The organism is Arcicella sp. GW822-FHT02H01, assembly GCF_058802005.1.
This window is the reverse complement of record NZ_JBXANT010000001.1, coordinates 4,683,547-4,709,003: the sequence shown is the minus strand read 5'-3', so window position 1 is coordinate 4,709,003 and position 25,457 is coordinate 4,683,547. Positions and strand designations below refer to the sequence as shown.

Below are 25,457 nucleotides of genomic sequence, written 5' to 3'. Positions count from 1 at the left end.
CTTAGCTAACGATTAAATTTGTTTAATTTTTTCTATTAATGTAGTGGTAGAATAACCTTTTACCAAAGGTATTGTTTTTACTTCCCCTCCTTTTCCTATAACAAAATCTGCCCCTACAATAGTTTCAATCGTATAATCATCCCCTTTTACTAAAATATCGGGCTTCACTTTTTCGATTAACTCTTTGGGAGTAGGCTCATCAAAAAGCACTACAGCATCAATAAACTCAAATGCTGCCATCATTCTTGACCGAGCATATTCATTCACAACAGGACGACTTTCGCCTTTTAAACGCTTTACGGATGCATCAGTATTCAATCCTAAAATTAGCTTATCACCAAGGTTTCTAGCCTTTTCTAAATAATCAATATGTCCTAAATGCACGATATCAAAACAGCCATTTGTAAAAACTATTTTTTTGCCTTCACTTTGCCAATTTTCCGCTCGTTCTATTGCTTCATTAAGGGTTACTACTTTGTCTTGTGTCATTAGTTTTCGGTTTAATAAATAAGGTAATCAAGAAACTTAGTGCACCTAAAGCTAACAACGTAACCATTTGCGAACCATGTATAAAAGTAGCTAAAATAATACCGTCTTTTTGTGGCAAGCCATAAAGCACTAAGGCGTTTCCTACCAAAAAATGAAAAGGGCCAATGCCTCCTTGGGTGGGTGCAGCCATTCCAAATGAGCCCATCGTTAGTACAGTCAGTCCAGCCAATAAACTTAAATGCGCTGTTTCGGGAATAGCAAAAAAAAGCACATATGCCGAAAGCCAGTACATTACCCAAATATTGGCTGATAAAAAGATAAAGAGATACGGCTTTTCGATTTTCTTGATACTCATCAAACCATCCAATAAGCCATTTAAAAAGCCTACTATTTTACCCAGCACAGGCACATCTGATAATTTTTGCTGATATTTTCTAAACAAATAGATTCCTACAATACCTGCCACGGCTAAAAACGCCAATAGCCCAACTATCAAATATATTTTTGAAGCGAACTGTTCCATGAAAAAATGCTGTAGCTTATCAAACTCTAAAATCAAGTTTAAGGATAATACTATCAACAAGGATACTACGTCGAAAATTCTTTCCGTCAATACCGTTCCAAACGATTTTTCAAAAGGAATATCATCGGTTTTTTTCAAACTTCCACATCGTGACACTTCGCCCATTCTGGGAATGACATAATTAGCAAAATAACCAATAAAAACAGCAAGGGTTGTATTAAAAGTGGATGGTCGGTATCCAAGGGGTTTCATTAGCATTTTCCAGCGGAGGGCTCTGCTGACATGGGCGATGATTGCCAAAATTCCAGAAAGCATCAACCATTTATAGTCTGCTTTTCGGAACTCTTCAAGCATTTCAGACAAACTGATGTCTTTAAACACAAACCAAAGCAAACCTCCCGCCAAAACTAGCGAAATGGTATATTGAAGTATTTTTTTCATAAGAGAAGTCAACAAATAGGAATTGAGTATTGGTAAATAATCAATCGGTAATTTTACCAATACTCAATTTGAACAAGAAAGACAGCAACACACTAATTTACCAATCTGTTGTTATCATCAGGAAAGACCAAACTCGGTTTATGCACGCGAGCCTCCTCATCTGTCATGATTGCATAAGCAATAATAATAACAATATCGCCAACTTGGGCTCTTCTGGCAGCGGCTCCGTTCAAACAAACAGTACCTGAACCACGCTCTCCTTTAATTACATACGTTTCAAAACGCTCGCCATTGTTATTATTTACAATTTGTACTTTTTCATTTTCAAGCAAATTGGCGGCATCCATCAGATCCTCGTCAATCGTGACACTTCCGACATAATTCAACTCCGCTTGAGTAATTTTTACTCTATGGAGCTTTGATTTCATTACATGAAGAAACATAATAATTTTTTAATAAACGTGAATATCAAACAGTGTTAACCTACTCTTTGAAAATTATGCTACAAAGATAGATTATTTTTACTGCTTCCTAATGATTGACTATTTCAAATAATTATGTTATCAATCAATCTGGTTTTGCCCAAGAAAGCCGCAATACACAAAGCCGTTTTTCCCTCCAAAAGTTCCTCAATAGGCAATAAGGTTTCAAAGTCTGAAATCTCAAAATATTCTAATTCGATATCTTCAATTACCTCAAAATAGGCTGTTACAAACTGTTTGACTTCTGTAGATGATTTAGTTTGTAGTAATTCACCAGCAGCCGATAAAGATTTATAAATCTCTGGAGCTATTACTCGTTGCTCTTCACTTAAATTCCGATTCCTTGAAGACATCGCCAGTCCATCGGTTTCTCTTTGCGTAGGGCAAATCACCAAGTCAAGCGAAAAGCTTAAATCTTTGACTAAACAATTAATTACGGCACATTGCTGTAAATCTTTTTGTCCAAAATACGCTTTATTTGGCTGTACAATGTTAAATAATTTTGAAACTACGATACCAACGCCATTAAAATGCCCTGGTCGGAACTTTCCTTCCATTACATTTTCAAGTGTACCAAAATCAAATTTTAAGGTGGGTAAGCTCGGGTACATTTCTGAGGCACTCGGAGCAAAAACGATATCACAAGATGCCTCTTCAAGCATTTTGCAATCAGCCTCTAATGTACGGGGATATACCGCTAAATCGTGCGGATTGTTAAATTGGGTGGGGTTGACGAAAATACTACACACTACTACATCATTTTGGCTTTTAGCGGTTTCAATCAGCGACAAATGTCCTTGATGGAGGGCTCCCATGGTAGGCACAAAGCCTATTGTTTTTCCTGACTTACGCTGATTTTGTAAATATGCTTGTAAAGTCTTAATCTCAAAAAATACTTGCATAATATTCTATTCTTTAATTTTTCGGGTTTAAATGAACAAAAAATTGTGTCATTGATACAACTTTATACGTGTTGTTATTCATTCTAAACACATTCACGTTCAATTTTTTGTGGAATTTCCGTATTTTTTTTATATTTTTGCATAATTTTTATGTGAATCCTTCTTGCTTTGACTTTTTGTTTTAGTAGTTTTTAGGTAATTCAGTCAAGAATGTTGGTTGTTTAGATTCTGGCAAATAAGTATTTATTGCTTTGGTGAAATCGAAAGATTTCATTCAATAAAATCATCAACTTCATGAACTACTATGCCCCTTTAACACTTTTTAACAACATCAAAGCTCCTAACAACGACAACAATGTCTAAATTGCGTATCCTTTACGTTGCCAGTGAAGTTGACCCTTTTCTCTCTACGACTCAAGTAGCTAATTTTGTTAGAAAACTCCCTGCTGCTATGCAGGAAAAAGGGTTTGAAATAAGAATCTTAGTACCTCGTTTCGGGTTAATTAATGAACGTAAAAACCGACTTCATGAAGTAGTAAGGTTATCTGGGTTTACGGTACCAGTTGGTGACGACGATAAGCCCGTAACAATTAAAGTAGCCTCTTTGCCATCGGCAAAATTACAGGTATATTTTATCGATAACGAAGACTATTTTCAAAGAAAGTACGTTTTTACCGACAAAGAAGACAGATTTTATGCAGATAACGACGAGCGTGCAATATTTTTCTGTAAAGGCGCGCTTGAAACTGTAAAGAAATTGGGATGGTCTCCTGATATAGTACATTGTAACGACTGGATGACGGCTTTAATACCTTTGTATTTAAAGACTACTTACAGAAACGACCCTATGTTTAAAGATTCTAAAACGGTATTTTCTGTTTTCAACAACGACTTTGCTCATAAATTTGCTTTTGAAGGGCTATATGACAAAGTAAAAATGTTGAATGTTGAAGATGATATGCTGGGAAGTTTAGAATCAGCAGATTATCAAGGTTTTGTTAAGATTGGCGTAGAATATGCCGACGTCGTAATTACGATGGAAGAAGAAGTATCTGAGAAATTTAACACTATTTTTAATGAATTACCCGCAAAAAAATTGGAATACGTTCCAGAAGAGAGTATTGACAGTTACTACAATATTTACACGGAGTTGGCAAGTGCGTAAAGCATTCATTTTTGGTGTTTTCTTTTCTTTTTTAGCAATTTTGTCTGCCTGCGAAGACCCTAAAGGGGTAGGTTCAGATGTTTTTGTTGAAGACATTGGTTTATTATATACTGATACTTTAACAGTGGATGCTTCTACCATTTTATTAGATTCTATCGCTAGTTATAGTACAGGTAATCTTTTGGTTGGTCGTTTTATTGATCCTACTTTGGGTGCTGTACAAGCTACAGCCTATTTCCAGATATCAAACTTAACAGCCGATACCATACGTTCTAACGTTGATACTGCTGGAAGAAGTAATGTAAAATGGATAACGTATCCTTCTAAAAATGACTCTATTCGTTTGATTTTACCTTATAGTTTTGTTCAAGGAGATACGCTTCAAAATCAGAGTTTCAAATTATATCAATTAGCATCAACTGCGACCCTCGACCCTACCGTTGTTTATTATAACAACAGTACTGCTCCAGCGTTGAATCCTACTCCGATTGGTCAATTAAATAATGTAAAAATTCGCCCTATCAGAGATAAAAGAGTAATTCAGGGTACAACAGGTAAATTTGACTCGCTTAGAATACCCATCACCGAGCCATCTTTTGTGAAATTTTTAGAAGGTCAAAGAGACATCGCTAAAACTGAAGCATTAGTAGGTACTGGGTTCAAAGAAGTTGTAAGGGGCTTAGCACTGGTTTCGGAAAGTAATAATAATGCAGCAATCGTTGGTTTCTCGTCTGGAGGAGTTCAAATGCAACTTTATTATCACTATAAATATACCTATACTATAAGAAATACAGCCAATACAGCGGATAGTACCCTGACGGTTGATACCACAAAATCTAATAATTTTTATGTGGCTATTACAAATGCTGACGGGACTAGCTTTAATGCAAGATTCAATAAAATAACGCCTACTCGTACTGGTACAACAATCAGTAAGTTAACTAAGGCAACTGATATTTTACCAAGTAGCCAGACTAATAATGAAGCTTATTTACAGTCGGGTACAGGAGTTGGGATAAAAGTGAAATTCCCAAGTTTATTGAAACTAAAAAATAATAAAGACATCGCTATCAACAAAGCTCAATTAATTCTTGAGCCAAAAGGTAATCCAGCGGGATATACTTATCCAACTGATTTGATACTAGTAGAAACAACGCCTGCCAATAGACCACTCAGAACAACAACGACGGGTGAAGGCAGTTTTTCTTTTGTATTGGGTGAAGGTACGACAGCATCTTACGCAAGCAGGACAAATGAGTATTCCTTTAATGTGACGAGTTCTTTACAAAACATTTTAGCGGGTAGAAAAAATAGTAATGGTTGGATTATTACTCCTACGCTATTTGCAACAAATTCTACTACTGGCGCAAGGGGTCCTGCCTTAGGAAAAAGTGTACTAAACCCTGATGTTACACGTGCGATTTTCGACCGTAATAACATCAAGCTAAAAGTCTATTATACTTACGTTACAAAATAATCTGTAATTTCTTGAAATTATTCTGGAGCGGAGAACCATAATATGGATTCTCCGCTCTATTTTTGTGGCAATATATTACTGACTATTTCTTCTGTAACCAGATTAATGATTTAAATAATTAATTAAGGAGCAATAGTGATAACCAATTAAACTATAAATATATGTGTGGCATTGTGGCTTATATTGGGCATCGTGAAGCCTATCCTTTAATTATCAAGGGATTAAAACGTTTAGAATACCGTGGATATGATAGTTCGGGTATTGCTTTATTGAACGATGGACTAAATGTTTACAAAAAGAAAGGAAAGGTAAAAGACCTTGAAGAAGCCCTTAAAAACGAAAACCTTCATAGTAACATTGGTATAGGGCATACACGCTGGGCAACCCACGGCGAACCAAACGACGTAAATGCCCATCCACATTACTCTGCTTCCCAAAACTTAGCCATTATTCACAATGGTATCATAGAAAATTATTCTTCTATCAAGAAAAACCTTCTCAAGAAAGGTCATATTTTTTATTCTGATACAGATTCAGAGGTATTCATCCATTTTATTGAAGATATACAAGTAAATACAGGCTGTTTGCTTGAAGAAGCTGTTCGTTTGGCAATGAAAGAGGTAGTAGGTGCCTATGCTATCGTTATTATGGATGCTACTAATCCTTCTCAATTAATTGCTGCCCGCAAAGGCTCTCCGTTAGTAATTGGTGTAGGTGATAGTGAATTCTTTTTTGCTTCAGATGCTACGCCGATTATAGAATATACCAACGAAGTAATTTATTTGAATGATTATGAATTGGCAGTAGTGCGTGATGGAGAATTAACAGTGAAAAACGTTGATAATATCCTTCAATCACCTTATATCCAAACGGTAGAATTAGAGCTTGAAGCGATTGAAAAAGGTGGTTACGAACACTTTATGCTCAAAGAAATCTATGAGCAACCTCGTTCGGTAGCCGACTGTATGCGTGGTCGTGTGAATGCTGATAGTGGACTTTTAGTATTGGGCGGTTTACGTGATTATGTTGAAAAATTAGCGAAGACTAAGCGAATCGTGATAGTAGCCTGTGGTACATCATGGCATGCTGGTTTAGTAGCAGAATATATTTTTGAAGAATTGGCACGTATTAACGTAGAAGTAGAATATGCTTCTGAATTCCGTTATCGTAACCCGATCATCAAAGAAGGCGATTTTGTGATTGCTATTTCGCAGTCAGGAGAAACAGCCGACACCCTAGCAGCGATTGAACTGGCAAAGTCTAAAGGGGCAACCATCATTGGTGTTTGTAATGTAGTAGGGTCGTCTATTCCAAGAGCTACCCATGCAGGTGCTTATACGCATGCTGGGCCTGAAATCGGTGTGGCTTCTACCAAAGCCTTTACAGCACAAGTAACAGTGCTGGCGATGATGGCCATTGCCGTTGCTCGCAAAAAAGGAACTTTACACGAAGACACTTTCAGAAGATTGTTGTTTGAATTAGAACGTATTCCTTTTAAAATAGAAACTGTTCTGAAAACAGATGAGAAAATCAAAGTAATTGCCGAGCAGTTTAAAGACTCGCGTAACTTTATTTATCTTGGTCGTGGCTATAACTTTCCTGTAGCATTAGAAGGGGCGTTGAAATTGAAAGAAATCTCCTATATCCATGCAGAAGGTTATCCTGCTGCTGAGATGAAACATGGCCCTATTGCTTTGATTGACGAAGAAATGCCTGTTGTATTTATTGCTACAAAAGATAGCTCTTACGAAAAGGTAGTATCGAATATTCAAGAAGTAAAAGCTAGAAAAGGGAAAGTAATTGCCATTGTAACAGAAGGCGATAAATTGATTCCAACTATGGCAGATTATACCATCGAAATCCCTGCTATGCACGAGGCTTTGATTCCTCTGGTGGCAACTATTCCATTGCAACTATTATCGTATCATATTGCGGTATTAAGAGGCTGTAATGTAGACCAACCTAGAAACTTGGCTAAGTCTGTTACTGTAGAGTAGTTTTTAGAAACAAGACGCTAGACAAAAGATTGTTAGGAAATTTAGAAACAAGGCGTTAGACAAAAGACCGTTAGGAAAAAGCCCTAACGGTCTTTTATTATTGTTTATATTCTTTTATTACATCTTTAGTTGCCCTTGAAAATATCTTGATGTACAATATTATTTTCTATCAGCAGTAGTTTCTTTAACGATAGCCTTTATTCTATTATCTAAAGTGTTTGTTGCTTCAATCATCATGCTTAACCAATGTTCATCTACGGCGTATAGCTTATCTTTAATTAACTGAACTAAACTCATAATTGACGTAAGTGGATGTCTAATTTCATGAGATTGCATGACAGCTATCTTCCTTAAGGATTCATTTCTGGCTTCTGTTTGTTCTAATTGTTTTTTTAGTAATAATTGCCCTAATTTTAATTCCATAAGGTACATTACTTGCCTTGAAAGTACAGCTAAAGCCTTTTCTTGTATGAAATTAATTTCACTAGGTTTTGAATCAAACAAGCATAATGTTCCTAGTTTAAGTCCGTTATTTAAAATCAAGGGGGCTGCTGCATAAAATCTTATATTAGGGTCTGACTGCACCAAAGGGTTTTTATCAAAACGTTTATCTTTTGAAGCATCTGGAATTACCAGAATATCGTCTTGTTCAATACCGAATTTGCAAAATGAGGTTTCTCTAGGCACCACATCAAACGCACGACCAGACCTTACTTTTACCCAGCTTACTTTCTCATCCAAAAGCGTAATAAGTGCTACAGGTTTATCACAAACCTGTGCGGCTAAGTCTACAATATCCTGCAAATCTGATGATTTACTAAAATCCAATTCTAAAAAACGACGTACTTCTTTAAGCCTTTCTCCTTCAGTTTGGTCTTTATCCATATTCAATTTTAATCCATTCTTCTATCAAGCTGATGAAGGAAGGCTATAGATTTTTTTAGTTCCTAGGTATTGGTATGATAAGCTAATTTTGTTAAGTGTAATAATTTACGGTGAGCTTGATTGAAAAAATAGTTAACACTAAATAAATATACATTAAAAACATGGAATAGTTTTAATAAATATTAATAAAACAATAAAGGGCAAGCTTTCGCTTGCCCTATTATCTGGCATATATTAGTTTATGATGATTAAATACTTGGGTCGGTTGGCGTATTTGGGTTCGTCAACCTTTCTTGGTCAGGATAGGGATAGAAATTACGAGTACGTTCTATCAAACTTGCTGGTGGAGCAGGTCTTCCAAAACGGCGACTGTCTTCTAATCTTAATCCTGTCATAAACAACTCGGCAGAACGTTGTTTATATACTTCAATTAATAAAGCATCTTTTGTTACAGCGCCAGTATAAGCTGATAAGCCTGCATTTACGCCAAAAGCATCGCCAGATGCCTGTGTTCTTACGGCATTGATATCAGCTAAGGCTGTTACAAGGTCTGGAGTAGCTTTTCTAAGATTAGCTTCTGCTCTGATTAAACGCATTTCATCTGGCAAATACACTGGAATAGGACGATCAACGGCATCAAAAAAGCCTACGAGTCTTTTTAACTTCTCCCCTCCTACTACTACATCTGGCGTAGCTAAATAGAAAGCCAAACGCTTGTCGTCAGCATCAACCAAAGCTGTAGGTAAACCAAAGTTATCACGCGGAGCATAATCTTTGCTGATTTGCGTAGCTGTATAAATTGGGTTCTGACTTTGTGAAGAAAAAACAAATGAAGACTTCTTTGACAAGTCCACCGCATTAGCGGCTGCGATGGCTGCATCAAAGTTGCCAAGCATTATGTTATATCTTGCACGATAAGCTTGAATGGTATTAATAAGGTCAAAGTCTGCTCCTGTTACTTTTGTTCTAAACTCAGCCGAAGGGGCTGTCGTCGACACCATTGTCACAGCTTCATCTAATAATTTTACTGCCAGTTTTAATGCTTCTGTACGGTCAGAATAAATGGCTTGTCCTAATTTATCTGTTTGTAAAGGCAGTTTTTCAAAAGAAGTTGCTAAACCACCTAATGCCATTGCTTTGAATAAATTAGCATGGGCTACAATACCACTTTTAAGGGCAGCATCACTTGCTAAAGCTCCAGGAGCACTTGCAATAATATCATCAGCCATGCCCATGATACGAAACATTCTAGACCATACCCCTAATACGTTACCATTGAATGTAGGCAAAGCGGTTCCGCCTGCCTCTATTTCAATGATGTTTGTAAAAGTGGTAATTCCTTTGATTTCGCGTGATGTAGTGCCAGGGGTTAAAATCAAGGCACTCAATGCTGTAGTTGAATAATTCTGACGTAACCCCACACTTAAAGTAATAAGTCCGTCACGTGTTGATAAAATCTGAGCGTCTGTTGGGCCGTTCGGATTCTTAATGTCCATGCTACAGTTAGTCAGCATCATACTTGAAGCGACTAAAAGGCTGGTTGTAAATATTTTTATCTTGAGTTTCATCGTCTATTCTTAATTAAAAATGAATAATCTATTTTTAGAATGAGTTGGTCAATTTGTTAAAACTTTATCCTAATTAAACATTTTAAAATTCATTGATTCCCTAAAAATTAGCTGTTAAACCAATAGAGTATTGGCGTGGGATAGGTACCTCCACAAAGTCGAAACCACGCACAGCATTAGACTGCCCTGCGGCGTTTACTTCTGGGTCGTAACCACTGTAGTTATCGAATGATAATAAGTTACGGCCAGCCAATAAAATACGGATGTTTTTCAAGCCCAACGCTTTAGGAGTAGCCATATACGAAATAGAGACTTCTCTTACTTTTACGAAAGAACCTTTTTCGATATAATTTTCGAAAATACTAAACAAGGCAGCACTTGTACCTTTTGGCACTTGCCCTTTTAATTCTGGTTCATAACCTGCCAAGCCACCATATAAATCACGTTCGCCAACTCTACGAGTAAAGTTAAATACATCAAAGCCTTGCATAGCATCCAACTGCAAACGGAAAGTGAATTTCTTGTATTCTACTTCATTGATGAATGAATACACCGCAGTAGGGTTTGGATTACCAATTACTTTACTTAAAATAGCACCGCTTGGTTGTCCACTAGCATCTCTACCAATTGTATATTGACCATTGGCTAATTGTGTTCCTCTTTCACGTTGAGGTAAACCTCCTGGAGTTAATAATAAAGTGCCATCTGGTTTACGTGCGAAGAATGTTGAATAAAAAGCACCTAGCGAATAACCATTTACGGCTGCCACTTGGCTGAATCCACCTGCAAATGGTAGTACTCCGTTGCCTTCTACCCCATCAATTACGTTTTTATTTTGTGTGTAAGTGATAGTAGTAGTCCATTTTACATTTTTATTTTGAATCGGAATAGCACGTACCATTACTTCAAAACCTTTGTTAGTCATCGTACCGATGTTTACAAAACGGTTGTTATAACCAGTAGTTGGCGCTAATGTACGGTTCAGAATTAGGTCTTTTACTTCTTTGTTGTAATAAGTAAATTCTACCCCGATACGGTCTTTCAATAAACTGAAATCTGTACCGATTTCTAATTCCGTTTGTCTTTCAGGTTTTACTGTAAAGTTTCCTAAAGTTAATGGAGCTAAATAACCATTTAAACCACCTGTCGTAACGGGTGAATAGTTTGTAAAGCGGTCGTAAGCACCAATGGCTGTTAAGTTACCTGCTTGTCCCCAAGCCGCTCTTACTTTAAAGTTGGGTAAAATATCCTCTAAGCTATTTTTCCAGAATTCTTCATTAGATATTACGTATGAAGCACTTGCTTTAGGATAAAACTGCCAACGATTATCGATACCATATACTGAGGCAGCATCCCAACGACCAGCCCCTGTCAAATATAATTTATTAGCAATTCCAAAAGTTTGTTGTACAAAAACACCTGCGAAAGCTCTCTCTGCACGACTTTCCCCTGCTACTATCAAAGCACCATTGTTAACGGTTTCTCCAAAAATACCCAATTGTTGTGCATTGATAGAAGTAGTCTGCGAACGGTCGTATTGAATAGTTCCACCTACACCAGTAGTAGACTCGATAAGGTCACCTATTTTAGTTTGGTAACGAATATTCAAATCATTATTCAGTTGTAACACATTGGCATCAGCACGACGAGACAAACCAGCATCATAACTTGGCGTAGTGTTTACTGGAGGAATATAAGCAGTACCCAATTGTGTATAAGTATCTAAACCAAAGGTATAGTCAATCCCTAGTCCTTCTACTGGCGTAAGGTTTAATTGTACATCACCCGTAAAACGAGAAGTACTTTGTTTAAACTTGAAACGGTCGATAGCTTCCAAAGGGTTTGTTCTACGAACTACTGCGGTTGGAGCTGTAGATGGATAAGCGCCTGTTGTTTCATTTTTAGCAGGATTCACAAAGTTATTCGAGAAGATAAATCCTGTTAAAGCTCCGTAGGCTTCGTTGATACCTCCGTTCGGAATTTCATTTGAGCTACTATAAGTATAATTTCCACCTATGGTAAGGCTTGCCCATTTGTTCAAATGCTGGCCAATTCTCATTCTTACATTGGCACGATTAAAATCAGAGCTTTTAACAATACCTTGATTCTGGAACATCGAGCCAGAGAAGAAATAATTAGAATTTTGATTACCGCCAGAAACTGACAAATACTGCTCGTTTCCTACTGCTTGACGGAAAATGTCTTTCTGGAAATCATAACGTGTTACATCTGTTTGTGTTAAATCTGTTGTAACAGTATTGACGAAAGTTTTTCCATAAGTATTATAAGGCAAGGTCTTGCGGACTTCACTTACTCTGAAAGTAGAGGAGAAACTAACGCTTGCTTTGCCATCTTTTCCTTTTTTGGTAAAAATCTGAACAACCCCGTTGCTGGCTCTTGAACCATAAATGGCAGCAGCAGCAGCACCTTTAATCACCTCAATTCTTTCAATATCATTTGGGTTTAAATCAACCAAACGGTTTTGAGCATACCCTCCTAAATCCAATAGTTCACGTGAATCATTGTTTACAATTACACCATCTACAATATATAAAGGATCAGAAGAACCCACAATTGTACTTGGCCCACGTAAACGAACACTGATACCCCCTGCTGGGTTTCCAGAATTTTGTGTAATTTGTGCTCCAGCAATTTTACCAGACAAAGCTTGGTCAATAGAAGTAGCTGCTGAATATTGTAAATCTGATGCTTTTAATGAAGTAACGGCATTACCCAATTGTTTTTTGCTAGTGGCTACTGACGTACCCGTTACAATTACTTCATCTAGTCCAAGTGCATCTGTTGGTAATTGAACCGACAATACGATTGGGCTTTCTTTGCCAATAATTACTTTTTTGATGACCGAACGAAAACCTACCGAACGAAATTCAAAATCATAACTTCCGCTTTTTACGTTGACATTTAACGTAAATTCACCATTAACATTCGTAGCAGTACCAATTTGAGTACCTTTTAAGATGACAGAAGCGCCAATTAAGGGTTCGTTACTCTCATCCAAAACTTTACCCTTTACGACAATGGATTGTGCCAAAGCGTTCAATGAGAACATCATGACAAACAGCCCAAGCAAAGTAGATAGGAAATGTTTTTTCATTTGATTTTTTGGGGGTTGAGTGAAGAGTTAAATGCCTTTTTATGCATCTTTATCCGCAATAAAAGTAAAATAGTAGGCGAATTCATGCAATAATTAAAATTACTTTTTAACAAAAATAATAAAATAATTCAAAAATCATTATTTTTATCGTAAAATTTCAACTTATTTCTGTTTAATTTTCAAAAATTCAATCAAAAACCCGCAAAAAAACGCATGAGTATTTTAGAAAGTAAAGTTTTGTTAAAAAAGGAAAGGCAGTTACAAATAATCCACCAGATTAATCTTCATAATAAAATACTTTCTTCCGACCTCAGTTTAATTCTGAATGTTTCAGAAGACACTATTCGTCGTGATTTGAATGAATTGGCTACCGACAATAAAATTGTAAAGGTGCATGGTGGTGCTTTATCAAAATCATATAATGTTTCGGCTACCCAAGCGGATACGTATGCTTATGACCAAAAGAAGGTAATTGCTACTAAAATGATTAAGCTAATCAAGGATGGAATGACTATCCTGACCAGCGGAGGAACTACTATGCGAGCCATTGCGAATCAGTTGCCTAATAATTTGCATGTGACATTCTTTACCGTAAGCCCACTAATCTCTTTGGAATTAGCCGAACATCCGAATGTAGAAGTAATTTTTTTAGGGGGGAAAATCTCCAATATCTCTAAAATCAGCGTCGGAGGTGAGGTTGTCAGTAAAATTAATGACATCAAAGCTGATTTATGCGTTTTGGGTATTAATGGCTTCGACCCCGAAGGAATCAGTGATTCAGACTATGAGGTAGTACAGGTTAAAAAGGCGATGATAAAATCATCAAGACAAGTAGTGGCTACTACTATTTCAGAAAAACTAAATTCTGATTTGCGGTTGCGTGTGTGTACTTTAAATGAAATAGATTACTTGATTACCGAACTTTCGCCGAGCCACGAATTATTGAAACCTTATCATGATTTGGTAAAATACATCCTATAAATAAAAAAGGTAAGTCTTGATGGAAAATAATTGATTAATTTTGTAGCCATATTTTATGTGGACTAGCCTTGTGCTTCCAGAAGGGCAACTCAAACGTTAATCAAAATCAAAAATGTCTGTCATTATTTCCAATATTACCGAAAGTCTCCCAGCATTTCTGGCTGAAAACCAATACACCAAAATTCATGTGATTGTCGATGAAAAAACGCATCGTAATTGCTATCCTATCATTAAGCCTCTATTACCTAAGCATCAGCTAACAAAAATAAAATCGGGTGAAGCCAATAAGAATTTAAGTACTTGCGAGGTTATTTGGGAAGGACTAACGAATCAATCTTTAGACAGGCATAGTTTAGTAATCAATGTGGGTGGTGGCGTAATTGGAGACATGGGGGGATTTTGTGCAGCTACTTATAAACGTGGTATTGATTTTATTCAAATTCCAACAACTTTATTGTCACAAGTAGATGCTAGTGTTGGTGGAAAACTTGGGATTGATTTTCAAGGATTAAAAAACCATATTGGAGTATTTAAAATACCTAATGCCGTTCTGATTGACCCCGTTTTCTTGAAAACTTTACCTAAGCAAGAGCTTCGTTCGGGTTTTGGTGAAATTATCAAACATTGTTTGATACAAGATGCTGACAAATGGAATGAAATTAGAAAAATAGATTTTGAAGAACAGAACTTTGCTGACTTAATTGCACATTCTGTAGCCATCAAAGAGGCAGTAGTAGCAGCAGATCCTACTGAAAAAGGATTAAGAAAAATATTGAATTTTGGTCATACGTTGGGGCATGCCATCGAAACGTTTTATTTAGGCAAGCCCAAATTGCACTTACTACATGGTGAAGCCATTGCAGCAGGAATGATTTGTGAAGCGTATATTTCTTTCAAAAGAGGCATGATTGACCAACAATCATTGGAAAAAATTGAGGAATTTATCTTTGCTGTGTACGGAAAAGCGACCATCAAAGAAAGTGAACTAGAAGAGATTATTGCATTAACAGCACAAGACAAAAAGAATAAAGGCAAAGAAATTAGATTTTCGTTATTAGAAGGAATTGGTAAATGTACTTATGACATTTCAGTTTCGGCCAGCGAAATGAAAGAAGCTTTACTTTATTATATTGGGTAGGTTTATTGAGCTTAGATTTGCCAAGATTAGACAACTTTTGAAAAGTTGTCTAATCTGAAGTTTGAGAAATACCAGATATACATTAAATGCTTCTCAAAAATCAATAACTTATTTTAAGCTTAGAAAGCCCTCTAAAACAGTTATATTTGTAAAAACGGAAAAGCAATGAGAAACTCCCTAAAAACTCCCTTAACTCAAGCTCAGATGCTAGTTTTACAAGTGGTAAAAGAACAATATGATGAGCAAGATTTGGATGAGTTAAAGCAATTATTAATTGACTTTAATCATCAAAAGATGCAAAAGTATTTGGATGAATCTGTTGCTAATAAAGAATATACTGATGAAGATTTTGAGAAAATATTAAAAGGGCACGACCGAAAAGCACGTTAATATGCTCAGAATTGTTTTAGATACCAATGTTTTAGTAGCAAGTATTTCTAGAAAATCTCCATTTCATTGGGTTTGGTAAGCCTTTTTACAAGAAAAATACCAGTTATGTGTTACTACTGACATATTAGATGAATATGCTGAAATTATTGAAAGGTTTTTTTCAGTAAAAGATGCAGAAAACACCTTAACACAGATAATGATGAGTAAAAACGTAATTCAAATTATTCGTTTTTATGAATGGAATGCCATAGAACAAGACCCTGATGATAATAAATTTTTTGATTGTGCAGTAGCAGCTAATGCCCATTATCTTGTTTCAGAAGATAATCATTTTAACATTTTAGAAAAAATATCATTCCCTTTAGTCACAAGAATTAAAACAGTTGAGTTTAAAGAAGTACTTGCAGAAATCTAGTTTCCAAAGTATAAAGACTAGATTCTACAACTTTTTAAAAAGTTGTAGAATCTGATTGATTTAGCTACACATACAAAATCCCCTTATCCACCTTCGCAGGCAACGGCCCTTTAGTTACCAGTTTTAAAGCTGCTAAATTAGCCCCAGCATTTGCACAATTTTCTGGACTAGCTCCTTCAGTATAGGCTGTCAGAAAGCCTGCCCAATACGCATCACCCGCTCCTGTTGCATCCACTACTTCGAGAGGTTTTACGCCCAATGTTATTTGCTTTGTTCCTTTTTCAGTAGAAATGATTGAGCCATCTCCGCCCTTGGTTAGGCAAATTAGCTCTGCTCCCATCGCATGAAAATCTTGCAGGATTTGTGCTTCTGATACTTTATGTCCGTATATTCTTTCGGCATCATCTTCGCTTAATTTTACCAAAGCATCATGTGAGCAATAGGCTGAAATAGTTTCCCAAGCCTGTTTTCTATCTGGCCAAATTTGTATGGCATAATTAGCATCTAAACTAACTTTACAATGAAGTGCATTTGCTCGTTTGGCAGCATCCACAATAGTAGTTTGGGCAGGGTCTTGGCTCAATGCAAAACAAGTAGTATGAAAAATAGTGGAGGCTTCTAATAAACTATCAGGTATATGCTCTGGTTGAAGCATACGGTCTGCCGTACGATAGGCAATAAAATCTGGCGTGCCTTTGGTTCGAGAAACCACTACAATACTTGTCGGCTGAAAATCATCAATGGCTATGTGGCTGATGTCAATTCCTGTTTTGGCTACTTCTGTTTTTAGGTAAATACCGATATTATCGTTGCCAATACAGGAAACCAAGGCGGTATTCATCCCTAAACGAGCCATATTGGCAGCCATATTAGCGGGACTTCCCCCCTGAAACCGTTCGAAAGTAGAAGTTTCAAGAATACTTTCTTGTATTTCCGTACCAATAAAGTCGGCCAAGAGCTCACCAACCGAAAGTAATGCATATTTTTTCATATTTATAAAAATGGATTGCTGGATTAAAGCCCAAATATTCAATAATTTTTAGTGCTTTATCCGTGCAAATTACTGATAATTCTGTAAAAATTGAGTAGATTTAATAATAAAACCTTCACGACAATATGATGCTAAAAAACTACTTTTCAATTGCTTTGTTCACTTTTTTGATATTGACTCAGGGAATATCATTTGGAAAGCCAAAGAAGAAAATCACGCATGTCCCAACGATACATCGAACAGATGATAAAGAGGCTTTACTTCGCAAAAAAGCGGATGAGTTGGCCCATAAATACATCATCGTTGATGGGCATGTAGACTTGCCCTATCGCCTCCACGCCAAGATGGAAGATGTTTCCGTACAAACAGCTGGCGGAGATTTTGATTATGTCCGTGCTAAAAAAGGTGGTTTAACAGCTCCTTTTATGTCTATTTACGTACCTGCGGATTTACAACGTAAAAAAGGATTTTCAAAAGCCTTAGCAGATTCCCTGATTGATATGGTCGAGAATTTGGTAAAACAATACCCTGATAAATTTGCCCTGGCAAAATCTCCTGCTGATATAGAAGCCAACTTTAAAAAAGGCTTGATTTCATTGCCAATGGGGATGGAAAACGGTTCGCCTGTAGAAAGCAACTTGGCGAATTTGCAGTATTTTTATGATAGAGGTATACGCTACATTACGCTTTGCCATGGGGAAGATAATTTTATTTGTGATACCTCGTATGACACTACTAATACGTGGCGAGGATTGAGCCCAATTGGTAGACAAGTGGTCAGAGAAATGAATCGATTGGGTATTATGCTCGACTGTTCGCATATTTCTGATGAAACTTTTGCTCAGGTTGTAGCGCTTTCCAAAGCCCCTGTCATTGCTTCTCATTCTTCCTGTAGAACTTTTACCCCTGGTTTTATTAGAAATGCCCCAGATAACCTGATAAAGGCAATGGCTAAAAAAGGAGGCGTGATTATGATTAACTACTCTTCGATGTTCTTGGATTCTGTCTCTAACAAAACTTACGAAACCAAAAGAACGCATTTACGTCAATGGCAAAAAGAGCATAATTTAGTTCCTAAAGATTCGGCTGCTAAAGCTTATGAGGCGGATTATGACAAACTTCATCCAACACCACTAACGAATGTGGAAAGAGTAGCCGACCACATTGACCACGTAAAGAAAATTGCAGGGATAGATTACGTAGGACTAGGTTCTGATTTCGATGGTGTAGGTCCAACCCTGCCTGACGGTTTAAAAGATTGTTCGCAATTGCCTAATCTGATTTATGTATTATTAAAAAGAGGTTATACCGAAAAGGATATTGAAAAGATTTGTTATAAGAATGTGTTTAGGGTATGGAATAAAGTAGCGGAGGTAGCGAAGGGAATGTAAAACGTGAGTTATCAAGAATGTTCTCTTAAATAACAAAGTTTTTAGACTTGTATAGGTGAATCACCTTTCTATTAGCTGTTGACTTAAGTCCTAGTGATTATCCACAAGTATATAAATAACTAATAATCAAGTTCTTATTCCTAGCGAGGGACTTAAGTCCCTCGCTAGGAATAAGAACTTCACGTATTCAGGCTGTGACATGAGGTGACCAAAGCTCGATTTGAAAGCCGATTTAAGTCTATTTGAACCAATTTTATCAATAATTACATCTTCATTTCAACTTTTTAAAAGATGTGGGTAATCAATAGGACTTAAGTCACCTGCTAATAGAAAGGTAATTTTGTTAAGGTAATTTTGTTTTTGATACACAATGTAATAATAGGCATTGCCCCCAAATCATAAAGCGGTCAAAAAACTAATTTTGACCGCTTTTTATGATTTTAAATTTGCCATAACTCATCTATAAAGGGATTAATTATCAGTATAAGCATCATAAACATTCCAAGCCCAAACAATAAATGGAATGATATATGTCCACCAGAAAAAGAAAGAGACTACCCCAGCTATTACCCATATAATAATTGCTTTGATAATTTGTCCTTTGACTAACTGACCTAAGCCTGGAATAAAAAATGATAAAATTGCTGGTAATGTGTGTGCTTGTGTTTGCATAGCGTTTGAAGTTTTAGATGATTCGTAATAAGTTTATTGCATTATATTTTTTAATAAGAGATGCTCCATTTTAGTCTTAATAGCACATCCTTCTATTATTTTGAGGAGATTAAATAAATATTATTCCTCCACCATTTATCATATAAAAAAACCATTCCTCCATTTTCAATCTCCACAATTTGTTTTTACTAAACCTATTGTATTATATTTGTAGTGTACTATTAAACTAATACAGTATATGATATCAATAAACAACCTCTCGTTTAATTATGGAAAACGAAAACCTGTATTCCGAAATTTAAACCTAAACCTATCTGCGGGAAACGTATATGGCTTACTTGGTAAAAATGGGGCAGGAAAATCATCATTACTTAGAAATATAGCGGGTTTGTTATTTCCTACCGAAGGTTCTTGTACCGTAAATGGTTATAAAGCTCAAGACCGTCTGCCTAGTTTTTTACAAGAGATGTATTTTTTGCCTGAAGAATTTTATACACCACCAGTAAAAATCAAGGATTTTGTAGCTACTTATTCGCCATTTTATCCAAACTTTTCGCTAAAACAATTTTTGGAATATTTAGAAGAATTTCAGATTTCTGATAACGAGAAGTTTACGGAGTTATCATTAGGGCAAAAGAAAAAGGCTTTGATTGGCTTTGGTTTGGCAACAAATACTAAAGTATTGATTATGGACGAACCAACCAATGGTTTGGATATTCCTTCAAAAAGTCAGTTTCGTAAAATCATTGCTTCTGTGGCTACTGACGAACGTATTATTGTGATTTCGACACACCAAGTACGAGATTTAGATTCTTTGATAGACCCTATCATTATCCTAGACGGTTCGGAAGTGTTATTGCATGCAACCACTGAAGAAATTTCTGAAAAATTATCTTTCAAAACGGTTTCTGTAGTGACAGACCATGAGAAAGTTTTGTATTCTGAACATTCGATAAGAGGATTTTCAGTGGTGATGCCTAATAATGGTCACGAAAATAATAAAGTAGATTTAGAATTATTATTCAATGCTGCTTTAGCCAATCGTCAGTCTATTAAAGACATCTTTCAATAGCCTTTATCTGTTTAACTCAATAGTCATCACGAATATGACTATCCAACAACTTAGAGCAAAATACTATGAATAACTTTTTTGATTACAGTCGTTTTTCACTCCTCGTGAAAAGACAATGGACTGAAAACAAGTTTATATTTCTGATGGGACTAGTCATTTTTGTCTGTATTACTGCGGTAATTTATTCCATCAATTTTGACGCGGAAAATGATTATATGCTAAAAAGAGGCATGCAGACAATGATGTTTATTATTGGTCTTTTGGGAGGAGGAACATTATTTTCAAATTATCTTTTCAAAGATTTTGGCAACAATAGTCAGACGTTGAGTTTCTTAATGACGCCAGCATCGCACTTTGAAAAAATCACTGCTGGTATGTTTTATGCACTCATTGCCTTTCCTGTAGTTTATGCAATTACTTTCGGATTGGTTGATGGCGCTTTCGTAAAGCTTTCGGGCAATCCCCACAACGAAATGTTGTATGCTATGGTACTAGATTCTTATAAAGATTATAGTTTCTTAATATGCGTATGGGTTGCCCTACAGATGTTTGTGATATTAGGTGCTATTTATTTTGGCAGGATGTCTTATATCAAAACAGCCTTTACAGGATTTTTGATATTAGCATCGTTGGGATTGATTCAGTATTTGTTGTACAAAATCATCATTGGTTCAGGCTCACATAACATTGATATGGGAGATCATAATAGACAACATCTTTCAAGTGAATTCCAATTCATGATGGATGGCTCAAAATATGCTTTCTATTATTTACTAGCACCAGTGATAGCAATAATAGCCTATTTTAAATTAAAAGAAAAGGAGGTTTAACATGGAATTCAGAGATAATCAAGCAATTTACCTCCAAATAGCAGAGTATATTTGTGAGCGTATCTTACTGAAACAGTGGATGATTGGCGATAAAATCCCATCAGTTCGTGAACTAGCTGTTCAGTTAGAAGTAAACCCTAATACGGTAATGAGAACCTACGAGTTCTTGCAACAAAAGGAAATTATTTTTACTAAAAGAGGCATGGGATTTTTTGTATCAGATGATGCCCAAGACAAAGTACTAGCCTTTAGAAAAGAAGAGTTCTTAGGAAATGAATTACCAGTATTCTTTAAAAATATTCATTTGTTAGGGCTAGATTTTGATTTTATTAAAGACAGATTCGAGGCATTTAAAACAGCTAATTTTTAAGCACAAACCTTATGAAAACATCAAATAAATTATTGGTAGCTTTGGCTTGTATAATAGTAATTGGTATGACCTCTTTTACGATATTGCTTAAAGCTGAATACAACAACAAGGTTGCTAAAATTGATATTTCAAAACAAGTTATTAAACTAAAACCATTTAATAACCTTGAATTGATATCACTAGAAGATTATGATAATATTAATGTTGAAATAGAAGAAGGCACTGAATACAGTATCAAGAACGTGCCTAATGCTAAAGTTGTAGGAGAGTCATTGAAGATTGATAGTAGCTCAGAAATATATGGAAAAATAATTATTACTGTTCCTAAAATTCCTGCTATTTCTTTACAAGGCTATGAAATATCGGTAAAAATTAATGGTAAAAGTACCAAATTTGCCAACAGTAATTTAGCTGTAAATAGTACTGCCACTGGAGACTTAACGCTAAACAATTGTGATTTAACGGCGGTAAACATCAAAGCTGACAATGCAGAAGTTAAACACAATTGGAGGGATGATTGGGATCGTTACTATCATTTCCATCTAAAAGATTCAAAGGTTGCTAATTCGGACATTTCATTGAAAGGTAAATCTACTTTATCATTGAATAAAACTGCATTGCTATCACCTAAATTTGATTTGAGTGATTCTGCTAGTATCACGATTGAAGGCAATGCGATGAATCCTTTTGTGAAGAAATAGTCATCCATTCTGCTAGTAAAGCCCAACAATGTGCTTCGCAAGTCCAATTGATATGAAATATCTTTGAAGAAGCAATTTTATACAATATCGGATTTTCGTAGGCTGTCAGCAACCCTGCAATAAAGAAGTAAAAACCTGTAAATATCTCCTTTGAGAAATCGACAAGCTCGGTTTTTTCAAAGGAGATATTGAAGCGCAATAGACTTGTTTCAATGAGGATTCTATCCATCAAAGCTAAATCTGGCTGCTTCAAATAGTCCAACATATCTGCTACTAGTTTTTCTCTGCAAAGTTCTAAAGCCTCAATCCTAAATTTTGCCATTAACCTAGCTATGTGATACATGATGATAGGTGTTCTGACGTAGTGGTGTGCTACTCTAAAAGATTGATTGATATACTGATTCGATAAGATAATTTGTTGAAGGTATATTACAGCATCTTCCCCATGTTGGTCGAGTGCTATATCATAAGAAAGCAAGCAATAAATCATATTTGATAAAGCACAGGCATCAAATTCAATATACATTTTTTTACCAAACCAAGTAGAATAAGCCTTTAAGGTTTTGTATTCCTCAAAGGTATTTTCAATGGTCTGCGTATATCCGTTTGAATGTTTTACTAGTTTATCTTTCAAAGCAATGGCTTCTTCTTGTGAAAATTGCTTCGTCAAAAAAACCATTGAAGTATCGTCAATATCATCAGGAATTTTAAAGTGATTCAGTTTATGGAGGATATTGCCATGAGGAAAATGCTGAGACGGTTTTGTTTGAAAGAAGTTATAGGTATTCAGTCCATCTTTATTCTGAAAAAGTGGATAAGTGCCAATCGCTTTTTCAGTAATTTTTCCAATAAGTGTTTGTGAAGTTTGCGATAGGTTTTCTTTGATGCTATTCAACGTAAAAACGGTAATAGTTGTAAAAAAAACATTAGTATCTGGACGACGATAATGCAAAATATTATTTTCCCTGAAAGACTCAAAAATGCCTTCAGGGAAATATGTTCTATCAGCAGACATCTGTAAATCTGCAATTTTTAAAATTATATCGTCTATTGTCAATCTAGTAAAATCTAAGAAAATCTCATGGCTCAAAGCTTAAATCTAAAAGCTAAAAATATTTCACCATCGCATTTTCATCTACAAACAAATCATCGCTCATTTTGATAGCTTGTTTTTCAAAACTAAATACTTCAAAACCTTCCGAAAGATACAAATTTTTAGCCCGATGATTATCAGCTATCAATGTCAATACGATTTGTTTTAGGCCTATTCCTTGTTTAGCTCTTTCGATGGCAGCTTGCAATAATTTTCGTCCAAGTCCCAATCCTTTGGCTTTAGGTGCTACATACATTCTGAAAATCAACCCTTTGTGTTTGAGTTTCAACACACTTTCTCTTTTAAATCCAACTGTTCCTAACAGCTCTCCTTCGTCAGAAAAAGCTCCTAAAGTAAAGCTTTCAAAAGTATTTTCAGTAGGGAAAGCTTCGCCAGCAATATCCACTGGCGAAACCCTAAAAAACTGAGATTCTTCTGTAATAGCTTTGTGCAATAACGTATAATAAAGCTGGATTTCAGCTTCTGTATTGACTACTTTTATGTTCATACTAAATCGGGTAATCCATTTTAATGTCTGTTCTTTCGTATAAAGTTTTTCCAATCGGAACCTCCACAAACCCTATGCTTTTGTAGATTGAAATAGCAGGTTTTAGCGCTGTATTCGACAACAAATATAAGCTTTTAGCTTTACGTGCTTTGGCTTCATCAATCGTTTTTACGCATAGTTTTTTGCCTAATCCTAAGCCTTGGGCTTTAGGTGTTACGCCCATTTTTGCCAATTCATAAATACCGTCTCCATCATGGATTAAGGCAGATGTACCCACAATCTCATCCCCTAATTTTGCTAGGAAAATCTGTCCACCATTGGCTATAATTTCATCTGGTGCTTCTAATTGCTCCAAATCGTGAGGCTCTACTTTGAAAAACGTTTCAATCCATTCAACATTTATGCGTTTGAAGTCGTCTTTATAGGCTTCTTGATATTCAATAATTTGTACATTATTCTCCATGATTTCTTGGGGATTTGTTTGAATATTTTTTTCAAAAAAATGAGTATCTACTGGCATAAATGGAAAAACAGAAGGAATATTTTGTTTCTCGATAGCCTCAAAACCATTTCTGATATAAAAGCGAATGGCTGCTTGTAGGCGTTCTAATGTTCCTAAATATAGGTTTGTCATGCCTGCTTTCTGAGCTGATGTCGTAAGGATATCTAGTAGTTTTTGAGCAATGCCGTATTCTTTCCCACGAAATTCTTTCTTCACAAACATTTTGCGAATGGCTCCAACGTTTTCACCACAATCTATTAATGCTATGCTTCCTACTACCTTATTATCGTAAAGGGCAATCCAGAAATCACCATTATTTTGTTGGTAAAAGTTCGGAATGTCTAATAAATCTTGTTGCTCATTAATGGTAATTGGCACTTGAAATTCATTTTGCTGAATATTCAAAATTAACTCCACTACTTGGTCTGTATATTGATTTTCAAACGATTGTATCTGTATCATTTTTGTGTTCTCTTTAAACTATAATTTGACCTATTAAATATGGCGCTACATGACCCGCCATTTTTACTCTGTCGCCCGTTAGTGTACACAGTAATTCGCCTCCTCTGGCAGATATTTGCTTGGCTGTTAGGATATTCTTTCCTAGTTTTTCTGCCCAGTAAGGGGTTAAGGTGGTATGGGCTGAGCCTGTGACGGGGTCTTCATCTATCCCTGACTGTGGACCAAAAAACCTTGACACAAAATCTACTTCATTACCTTTGGCAGTAACGATGATACCTCTGCATTTTACCTTAGCAATGGTCTTGAAATCGGGCGTTAGGGCTTTTACTTGACTTTCGTTTTCAAAAACCAAGCAATAGTCTGTTATGCCTTTTAGGGTTTCTTGGGGTTTTATTCCTAGTCCTTCTATTAATTCTTCAGGCGTTTCAGTCACTACTGGCATATCAACGGGGAAATCTAGTTCTAATAAATCGCCTTTCTTTTCTACCTTCAGAATACCACTTTTAGACTTAAATGCTATGGTTGTTTTTGGATATTTAGCGTACTCAAAAATGGTATAGGCCGTTGCCAAAGTGGCATGCCCACAGAGGTTTACTTCAACGGTTGGCGTAAACCATCGTATATGAAATTGTTCCCCTTCGGCAACATAAAAAGCCGTTTCGGCAAGGTTATTTTCAGCAGCAATTTTTTGCATTAAGTCATCAGCAATCCATTCAGTAAGGGGTACTACAGCGGCAGGATTACCCGCAAATACTTCATTCGTAAATGCGTCTAATTGATAGATTGTTAGGTTCATAATTTTGGGGCTTTATGCTGTATGCTTTAGGCAATAAGCGGTTAGTATTTTGCTGTGTTTGCAGTTGTCTTTTAACGTACTCTTATGGAAAATTTCATGGC

The 25,457-nt window shown here is 36.0% G+C and carries 24 protein-coding genes and 1 pseudogene; 12 read left to right on the top strand and 13 right to left on the bottom strand.

Annotated features, from left to right (window positions below; translation table 11 throughout):
- Positions 1 to 12 precede the first annotated feature (12 nt).
- The 4 genes from rfaE2 to panC form a co-directional block, all read right to left on the bottom strand.
- Complete coding sequence (rfaE2, locus tag AC1RNE_RS19690; protein WP_492803337.1) at positions 13 to 489, bottom strand: D-glycero-beta-D-manno-heptose 1-phosphate adenylyltransferase; 477 nt, start codon at positions 487 to 489, stop codon at positions 13 to 15.
- A complete protein-coding gene (locus AC1RNE_RS19685) occupies positions 461 to 1,453 on the bottom strand; it encodes a lysylphosphatidylglycerol synthase transmembrane domain-containing protein (protein ID WP_492803335.1) in 993 nt (330 codons plus the stop codon). The genes rfaE2 and AC1RNE_RS19685 overlap by 29 nt, the downstream gene beginning before the upstream one ends.
- Before the next feature lie 92 nt (positions 1,454 to 1,545).
- Complete coding sequence (gene panD / locus AC1RNE_RS19680; protein ID WP_492803334.1) at positions 1,546 to 1,896, bottom strand: aspartate 1-decarboxylase; 351 nt, start codon at positions 1,894 to 1,896, stop codon at positions 1,546 to 1,548.
- A gap of 104 nt (positions 1,897 to 2,000) precedes the next feature.
- Positions 2,001 to 2,837, bottom strand: a complete 837-nt coding sequence (panC, locus tag AC1RNE_RS19675; RefSeq protein WP_492803332.1) for a pantoate--beta-alanine ligase — start codon at positions 2,835 to 2,837, stop codon at positions 2,001 to 2,003.
- Positions 2,838 to 3,192: 355 nt separating this feature from the next.
- Between panC and AC1RNE_RS19670 the strand changes: the two genes are divergently transcribed.
- From AC1RNE_RS19670 to glmS, 3 genes are all read left to right on the top strand, one after another.
- On the top strand, positions 3,193 to 4,002 hold the full coding sequence (locus AC1RNE_RS19670) for a glycogen/starch synthase (protein WP_309919185.1): 810 nt from the start codon (positions 3,193 to 3,195) through the stop codon (positions 4,000 to 4,002).
- On the top strand, positions 3,914 to 5,479 hold the full coding sequence (locus AC1RNE_RS19665) for a DUF4270 family protein (protein WP_492803329.1): 1,566 nt from the start codon (positions 3,914 to 3,916) through the stop codon (positions 5,477 to 5,479). The genes AC1RNE_RS19670 and AC1RNE_RS19665 overlap by 89 nt, the downstream gene beginning before the upstream one ends.
- Positions 5,480 to 5,640: 161 nt before the next feature.
- Entirely contained in the window at positions 5,641 to 7,476 is a 1,836-nt protein-coding gene (gene glmS, locus AC1RNE_RS19660; protein ID WP_492803327.1) for a glutamine--fructose-6-phosphate transaminase (isomerizing), read from the top strand.
- Positions 7,477 to 7,635: 159 nt separating this feature from the next.
- Here the strand turns inward: glmS and AC1RNE_RS19655 are convergent, their stop codons facing one another.
- From AC1RNE_RS19655 to AC1RNE_RS19645, 3 genes are all read right to left on the bottom strand, one after another.
- Entirely contained in the window at positions 7,636 to 8,361 is a 726-nt protein-coding gene (locus AC1RNE_RS19655; protein ID WP_492803326.1) for a GAF domain-containing protein, read from the bottom strand.
- Between the two features lie 248 nt (positions 8,362 to 8,609).
- A complete protein-coding gene (locus AC1RNE_RS19650) occupies positions 8,610 to 9,929 on the bottom strand; it encodes a RagB/SusD family nutrient uptake outer membrane protein (RefSeq protein WP_492803324.1) in 1,320 nt (439 codons plus the stop codon).
- A gap of 100 nt (positions 9,930 to 10,029) precedes the next feature.
- Entirely contained in the window at positions 10,030 to 13,044 is a 3,015-nt protein-coding gene (locus tag AC1RNE_RS19645; RefSeq protein ID WP_492803322.1) for a SusC/RagA family TonB-linked outer membrane protein, read from the bottom strand.
- A 213-nt stretch (positions 13,045 to 13,257) separates the two neighbouring features.
- Between AC1RNE_RS19645 and AC1RNE_RS19640 the strand changes: the two genes are divergently transcribed.
- The 4 genes and pseudogenes from AC1RNE_RS19640 to AC1RNE_RS19625 all read left to right on the top strand — a co-directional run.
- Entirely contained in the window at positions 13,258 to 14,025 is a 768-nt protein-coding gene (locus AC1RNE_RS19640) for a DeoR/GlpR family DNA-binding transcription regulator (protein ID WP_492803320.1), read from the top strand.
- 112 nt (positions 14,026 to 14,137) lie between these two features.
- Entirely contained in the window at positions 14,138 to 15,163 is a 1,026-nt protein-coding gene (gene aroB / locus AC1RNE_RS19635) for a 3-dehydroquinate synthase (RefSeq protein WP_492803319.1), read from the top strand.
- A 165-nt stretch (positions 15,164 to 15,328) separates the two neighbouring features.
- Positions 15,329 to 15,553, top strand: a complete 225-nt coding sequence (locus AC1RNE_RS19630; protein WP_492803317.1) for a DUF8507 family protein — start codon at positions 15,329 to 15,331, stop codon at positions 15,551 to 15,553.
- 97 nt (positions 15,554 to 15,650) lie between these two features.
- Positions 15,651 to 15,968 (top strand): annotated as a pseudogene (locus AC1RNE_RS19625) (putative toxin-antitoxin system toxin component, PIN family); the annotation flags it as partial.
- A gap of 64 nt (positions 15,969 to 16,032) precedes the next feature.
- On the opposite strand, the gene AC1RNE_RS19620 reads toward AC1RNE_RS19625, so the two are convergent.
- Positions 16,033 to 16,959, bottom strand: coding sequence for a carbohydrate kinase family protein (locus tag AC1RNE_RS19620; RefSeq protein WP_492803316.1), 927 nt, complete (start codon positions 16,957 to 16,959; stop codon positions 16,033 to 16,035).
- A 125-nt stretch (positions 16,960 to 17,084) separates the two neighbouring features.
- Between AC1RNE_RS19620 and AC1RNE_RS19615 the strand changes: the two genes are divergently transcribed.
- The gene (locus AC1RNE_RS19615; RefSeq protein WP_492803314.1) at positions 17,085 to 18,350 is read left to right on the top strand and encodes a dipeptidase; all 1,266 of its coding nucleotides are present in this window, start codon (positions 17,085 to 17,087) and stop codon (positions 18,348 to 18,350) included.
- A gap of 471 nt (positions 18,351 to 18,821) precedes the next feature.
- On the opposite strand, the gene AC1RNE_RS19610 is transcribed toward AC1RNE_RS19615, so the two are convergent.
- A complete protein-coding gene (locus AC1RNE_RS19610) occupies positions 18,822 to 19,022 on the bottom strand; it encodes a hypothetical protein (protein WP_309919161.1) in 201 nt (66 codons plus the stop codon).
- A gap of 238 nt (positions 19,023 to 19,260) precedes the next feature.
- Between AC1RNE_RS19610 and AC1RNE_RS19605 the strand changes: the two genes are divergently transcribed.
- The 4 genes from AC1RNE_RS19605 (at position 19,261) to AC1RNE_RS19590 (ending at position 21,995) form a co-directional block, all read left to right on the top strand.
- Positions 19,261 to 20,094, top strand: coding sequence for an ABC transporter ATP-binding protein (locus tag AC1RNE_RS19605; protein WP_492803312.1), 834 nt, complete (start codon positions 19,261 to 19,263; stop codon positions 20,092 to 20,094).
- Positions 20,095 to 20,159: 65 nt separating this feature from the next.
- Complete coding sequence (locus AC1RNE_RS19600; RefSeq protein WP_492803310.1) at positions 20,160 to 20,924, top strand: hypothetical protein; 765 nt, start codon at positions 20,160 to 20,162, stop codon at positions 20,922 to 20,924.
- Position 20,925: 1 nt separating this feature from the next.
- On the top strand, positions 20,926 to 21,294 hold the full coding sequence (locus tag AC1RNE_RS19595) for a GntR family transcriptional regulator (protein WP_309919152.1): 369 nt from the start codon (positions 20,926 to 20,928) through the stop codon (positions 21,292 to 21,294).
- Positions 21,295 to 21,305: 11 nt separating this feature from the next.
- Positions 21,306 to 21,995 (top strand): hypothetical protein, encoded by a 690-nt coding sequence (locus tag AC1RNE_RS19590; protein WP_492803309.1) that lies wholly within the window; start codon positions 21,306 to 21,308, stop codon positions 21,993 to 21,995.
- On the opposite strand, the gene AC1RNE_RS19585 is transcribed toward AC1RNE_RS19590, so the two are convergent.
- The 4 genes from AC1RNE_RS19585 to AC1RNE_RS19570 are packed head-to-tail and all read right to left on the bottom strand — an operon-like array spanning position 21,952 to position 25,356.
- On the bottom strand, positions 21,952 to 23,052 hold the full coding sequence (locus AC1RNE_RS19585) for a hypothetical protein (protein WP_492803308.1): 1,101 nt from the start codon (positions 23,050 to 23,052) through the stop codon (positions 21,952 to 21,954). The genes AC1RNE_RS19590 and AC1RNE_RS19585 overlap by 44 nt on opposite strands.
- A 49-nt stretch (positions 23,053 to 23,101) precedes the next feature.
- Complete coding sequence (locus tag AC1RNE_RS19580; protein WP_492803306.1) at positions 23,102 to 23,596, bottom strand: GNAT family N-acetyltransferase; 495 nt, start codon at positions 23,594 to 23,596, stop codon at positions 23,102 to 23,104.
- Position 23,597: 1 nt separating this feature from the next.
- Entirely contained in the window at positions 23,598 to 24,560 is a 963-nt protein-coding gene (locus tag AC1RNE_RS19575; RefSeq protein WP_492803304.1) for a GNAT family N-acetyltransferase, read from the bottom strand.
- Between the two features lie 13 nt (positions 24,561 to 24,573).
- Positions 24,574 to 25,356, bottom strand: coding sequence for a PhzF family phenazine biosynthesis protein (locus tag AC1RNE_RS19570; RefSeq protein ID WP_492803302.1), 783 nt, complete (start codon positions 25,354 to 25,356; stop codon positions 24,574 to 24,576).
- Positions 25,357 to 25,457 lie beyond the last annotated feature (101 nt).

Coding starts and splice junctions, on each gene's coding strand:
- AC1RNE_RS19590 (WP_492803309.1), top strand. CDS start 21,306: ATGAAAACATCAAATAAATTATTGGTAGCTTTGGCTTGTATAATAGTA.
- AC1RNE_RS19570 (WP_492803302.1), bottom strand. CDS start 25,356: ATGAACCTAACAATCTATCAATTAGACGCATTTACGAATGAAGTATTT.
- AC1RNE_RS19580 (WP_492803306.1), bottom strand. CDS start 23,596: ATGAACATAAAAGTAGTCAATACAGAAGCTGAAATCCAGCTTTATTAT.
- glmS (WP_492803327.1), top strand. CDS start 5,641: ATGTGTGGCATTGTGGCTTATATTGGGCATCGTGAAGCCTATCCTTTA.
- AC1RNE_RS19645 (WP_492803322.1), bottom strand. CDS start 13,044: ATGAAAAAACATTTCCTATCTACTTTGCTTGGGCTGTTTGTCATGATG.
- AC1RNE_RS19685 (WP_492803335.1), bottom strand. CDS start 1,453: ATGAAAAAAATACTTCAATATACCATTTCGCTAGTTTTGGCGGGAGGT.
- aroB (WP_492803319.1), top strand. CDS start 14,138: ATGTCTGTCATTATTTCCAATATTACCGAAAGTCTCCCAGCATTTCTG.
- AC1RNE_RS19620 (WP_492803316.1), bottom strand. CDS start 16,959: ATGAAAAAATATGCATTACTTTCGGTTGGTGAGCTCTTGGCCGACTTT.
- AC1RNE_RS19600 (WP_492803310.1), top strand. CDS start 20,160: ATGAATAACTTTTTTGATTACAGTCGTTTTTCACTCCTCGTGAAAAGA.
- AC1RNE_RS19610 (WP_309919161.1), bottom strand. CDS start 19,022: ATGCAAACACAAGCACACACATTACCAGCAATTTTATCATTTTTTATT.
- AC1RNE_RS19595 (WP_309919152.1), top strand. CDS start 20,926: ATGGAATTCAGAGATAATCAAGCAATTTACCTCCAAATAGCAGAGTAT.
- panD (WP_492803334.1), bottom strand. CDS start 1,896: ATGTTTCTTCATGTAATGAAATCAAAGCTCCATAGAGTAAAAATTACT.
- AC1RNE_RS19615 (WP_492803314.1), top strand. CDS start 17,085: ATGATGCTAAAAAACTACTTTTCAATTGCTTTGTTCACTTTTTTGATA.
- AC1RNE_RS19605 (WP_492803312.1), top strand. CDS start 19,261: ATGATATCAATAAACAACCTCTCGTTTAATTATGGAAAACGAAAACCT.
- AC1RNE_RS19670 (WP_309919185.1), top strand. CDS start 3,193: ATGTCTAAATTGCGTATCCTTTACGTTGCCAGTGAAGTTGACCCTTTT.
- AC1RNE_RS19630 (WP_492803317.1), top strand. CDS start 15,329: ATGAGAAACTCCCTAAAAACTCCCTTAACTCAAGCTCAGATGCTAGTT.
- AC1RNE_RS19655 (WP_492803326.1), bottom strand. CDS start 8,361: ATGGATAAAGACCAAACTGAAGGAGAAAGGCTTAAAGAAGTACGTCGT.
- AC1RNE_RS19650 (WP_492803324.1), bottom strand. CDS start 9,929: ATGAAACTCAAGATAAAAATATTTACAACCAGCCTTTTAGTCGCTTCA.
- panC (WP_492803332.1), bottom strand. CDS start 2,837: ATGCAAGTATTTTTTGAGATTAAGACTTTACAAGCATATTTACAAAAT.
- AC1RNE_RS19575 (WP_492803304.1), bottom strand. CDS start 24,560: ATGATACAGATACAATCGTTTGAAAATCAATATACAGACCAAGTAGTG.
- rfaE2 (WP_492803337.1), bottom strand. CDS start 489: ATGACACAAGACAAAGTAGTAACCCTTAATGAAGCAATAGAACGAGCG.
- AC1RNE_RS19665 (WP_492803329.1), top strand. CDS start 3,914: ATGAATTACCCGCAAAAAAATTGGAATACGTTCCAGAAGAGAGTATTG.
- AC1RNE_RS19640 (WP_492803320.1), top strand. CDS start 13,258: ATGAGTATTTTAGAAAGTAAAGTTTTGTTAAAAAAGGAAAGGCAGTTA.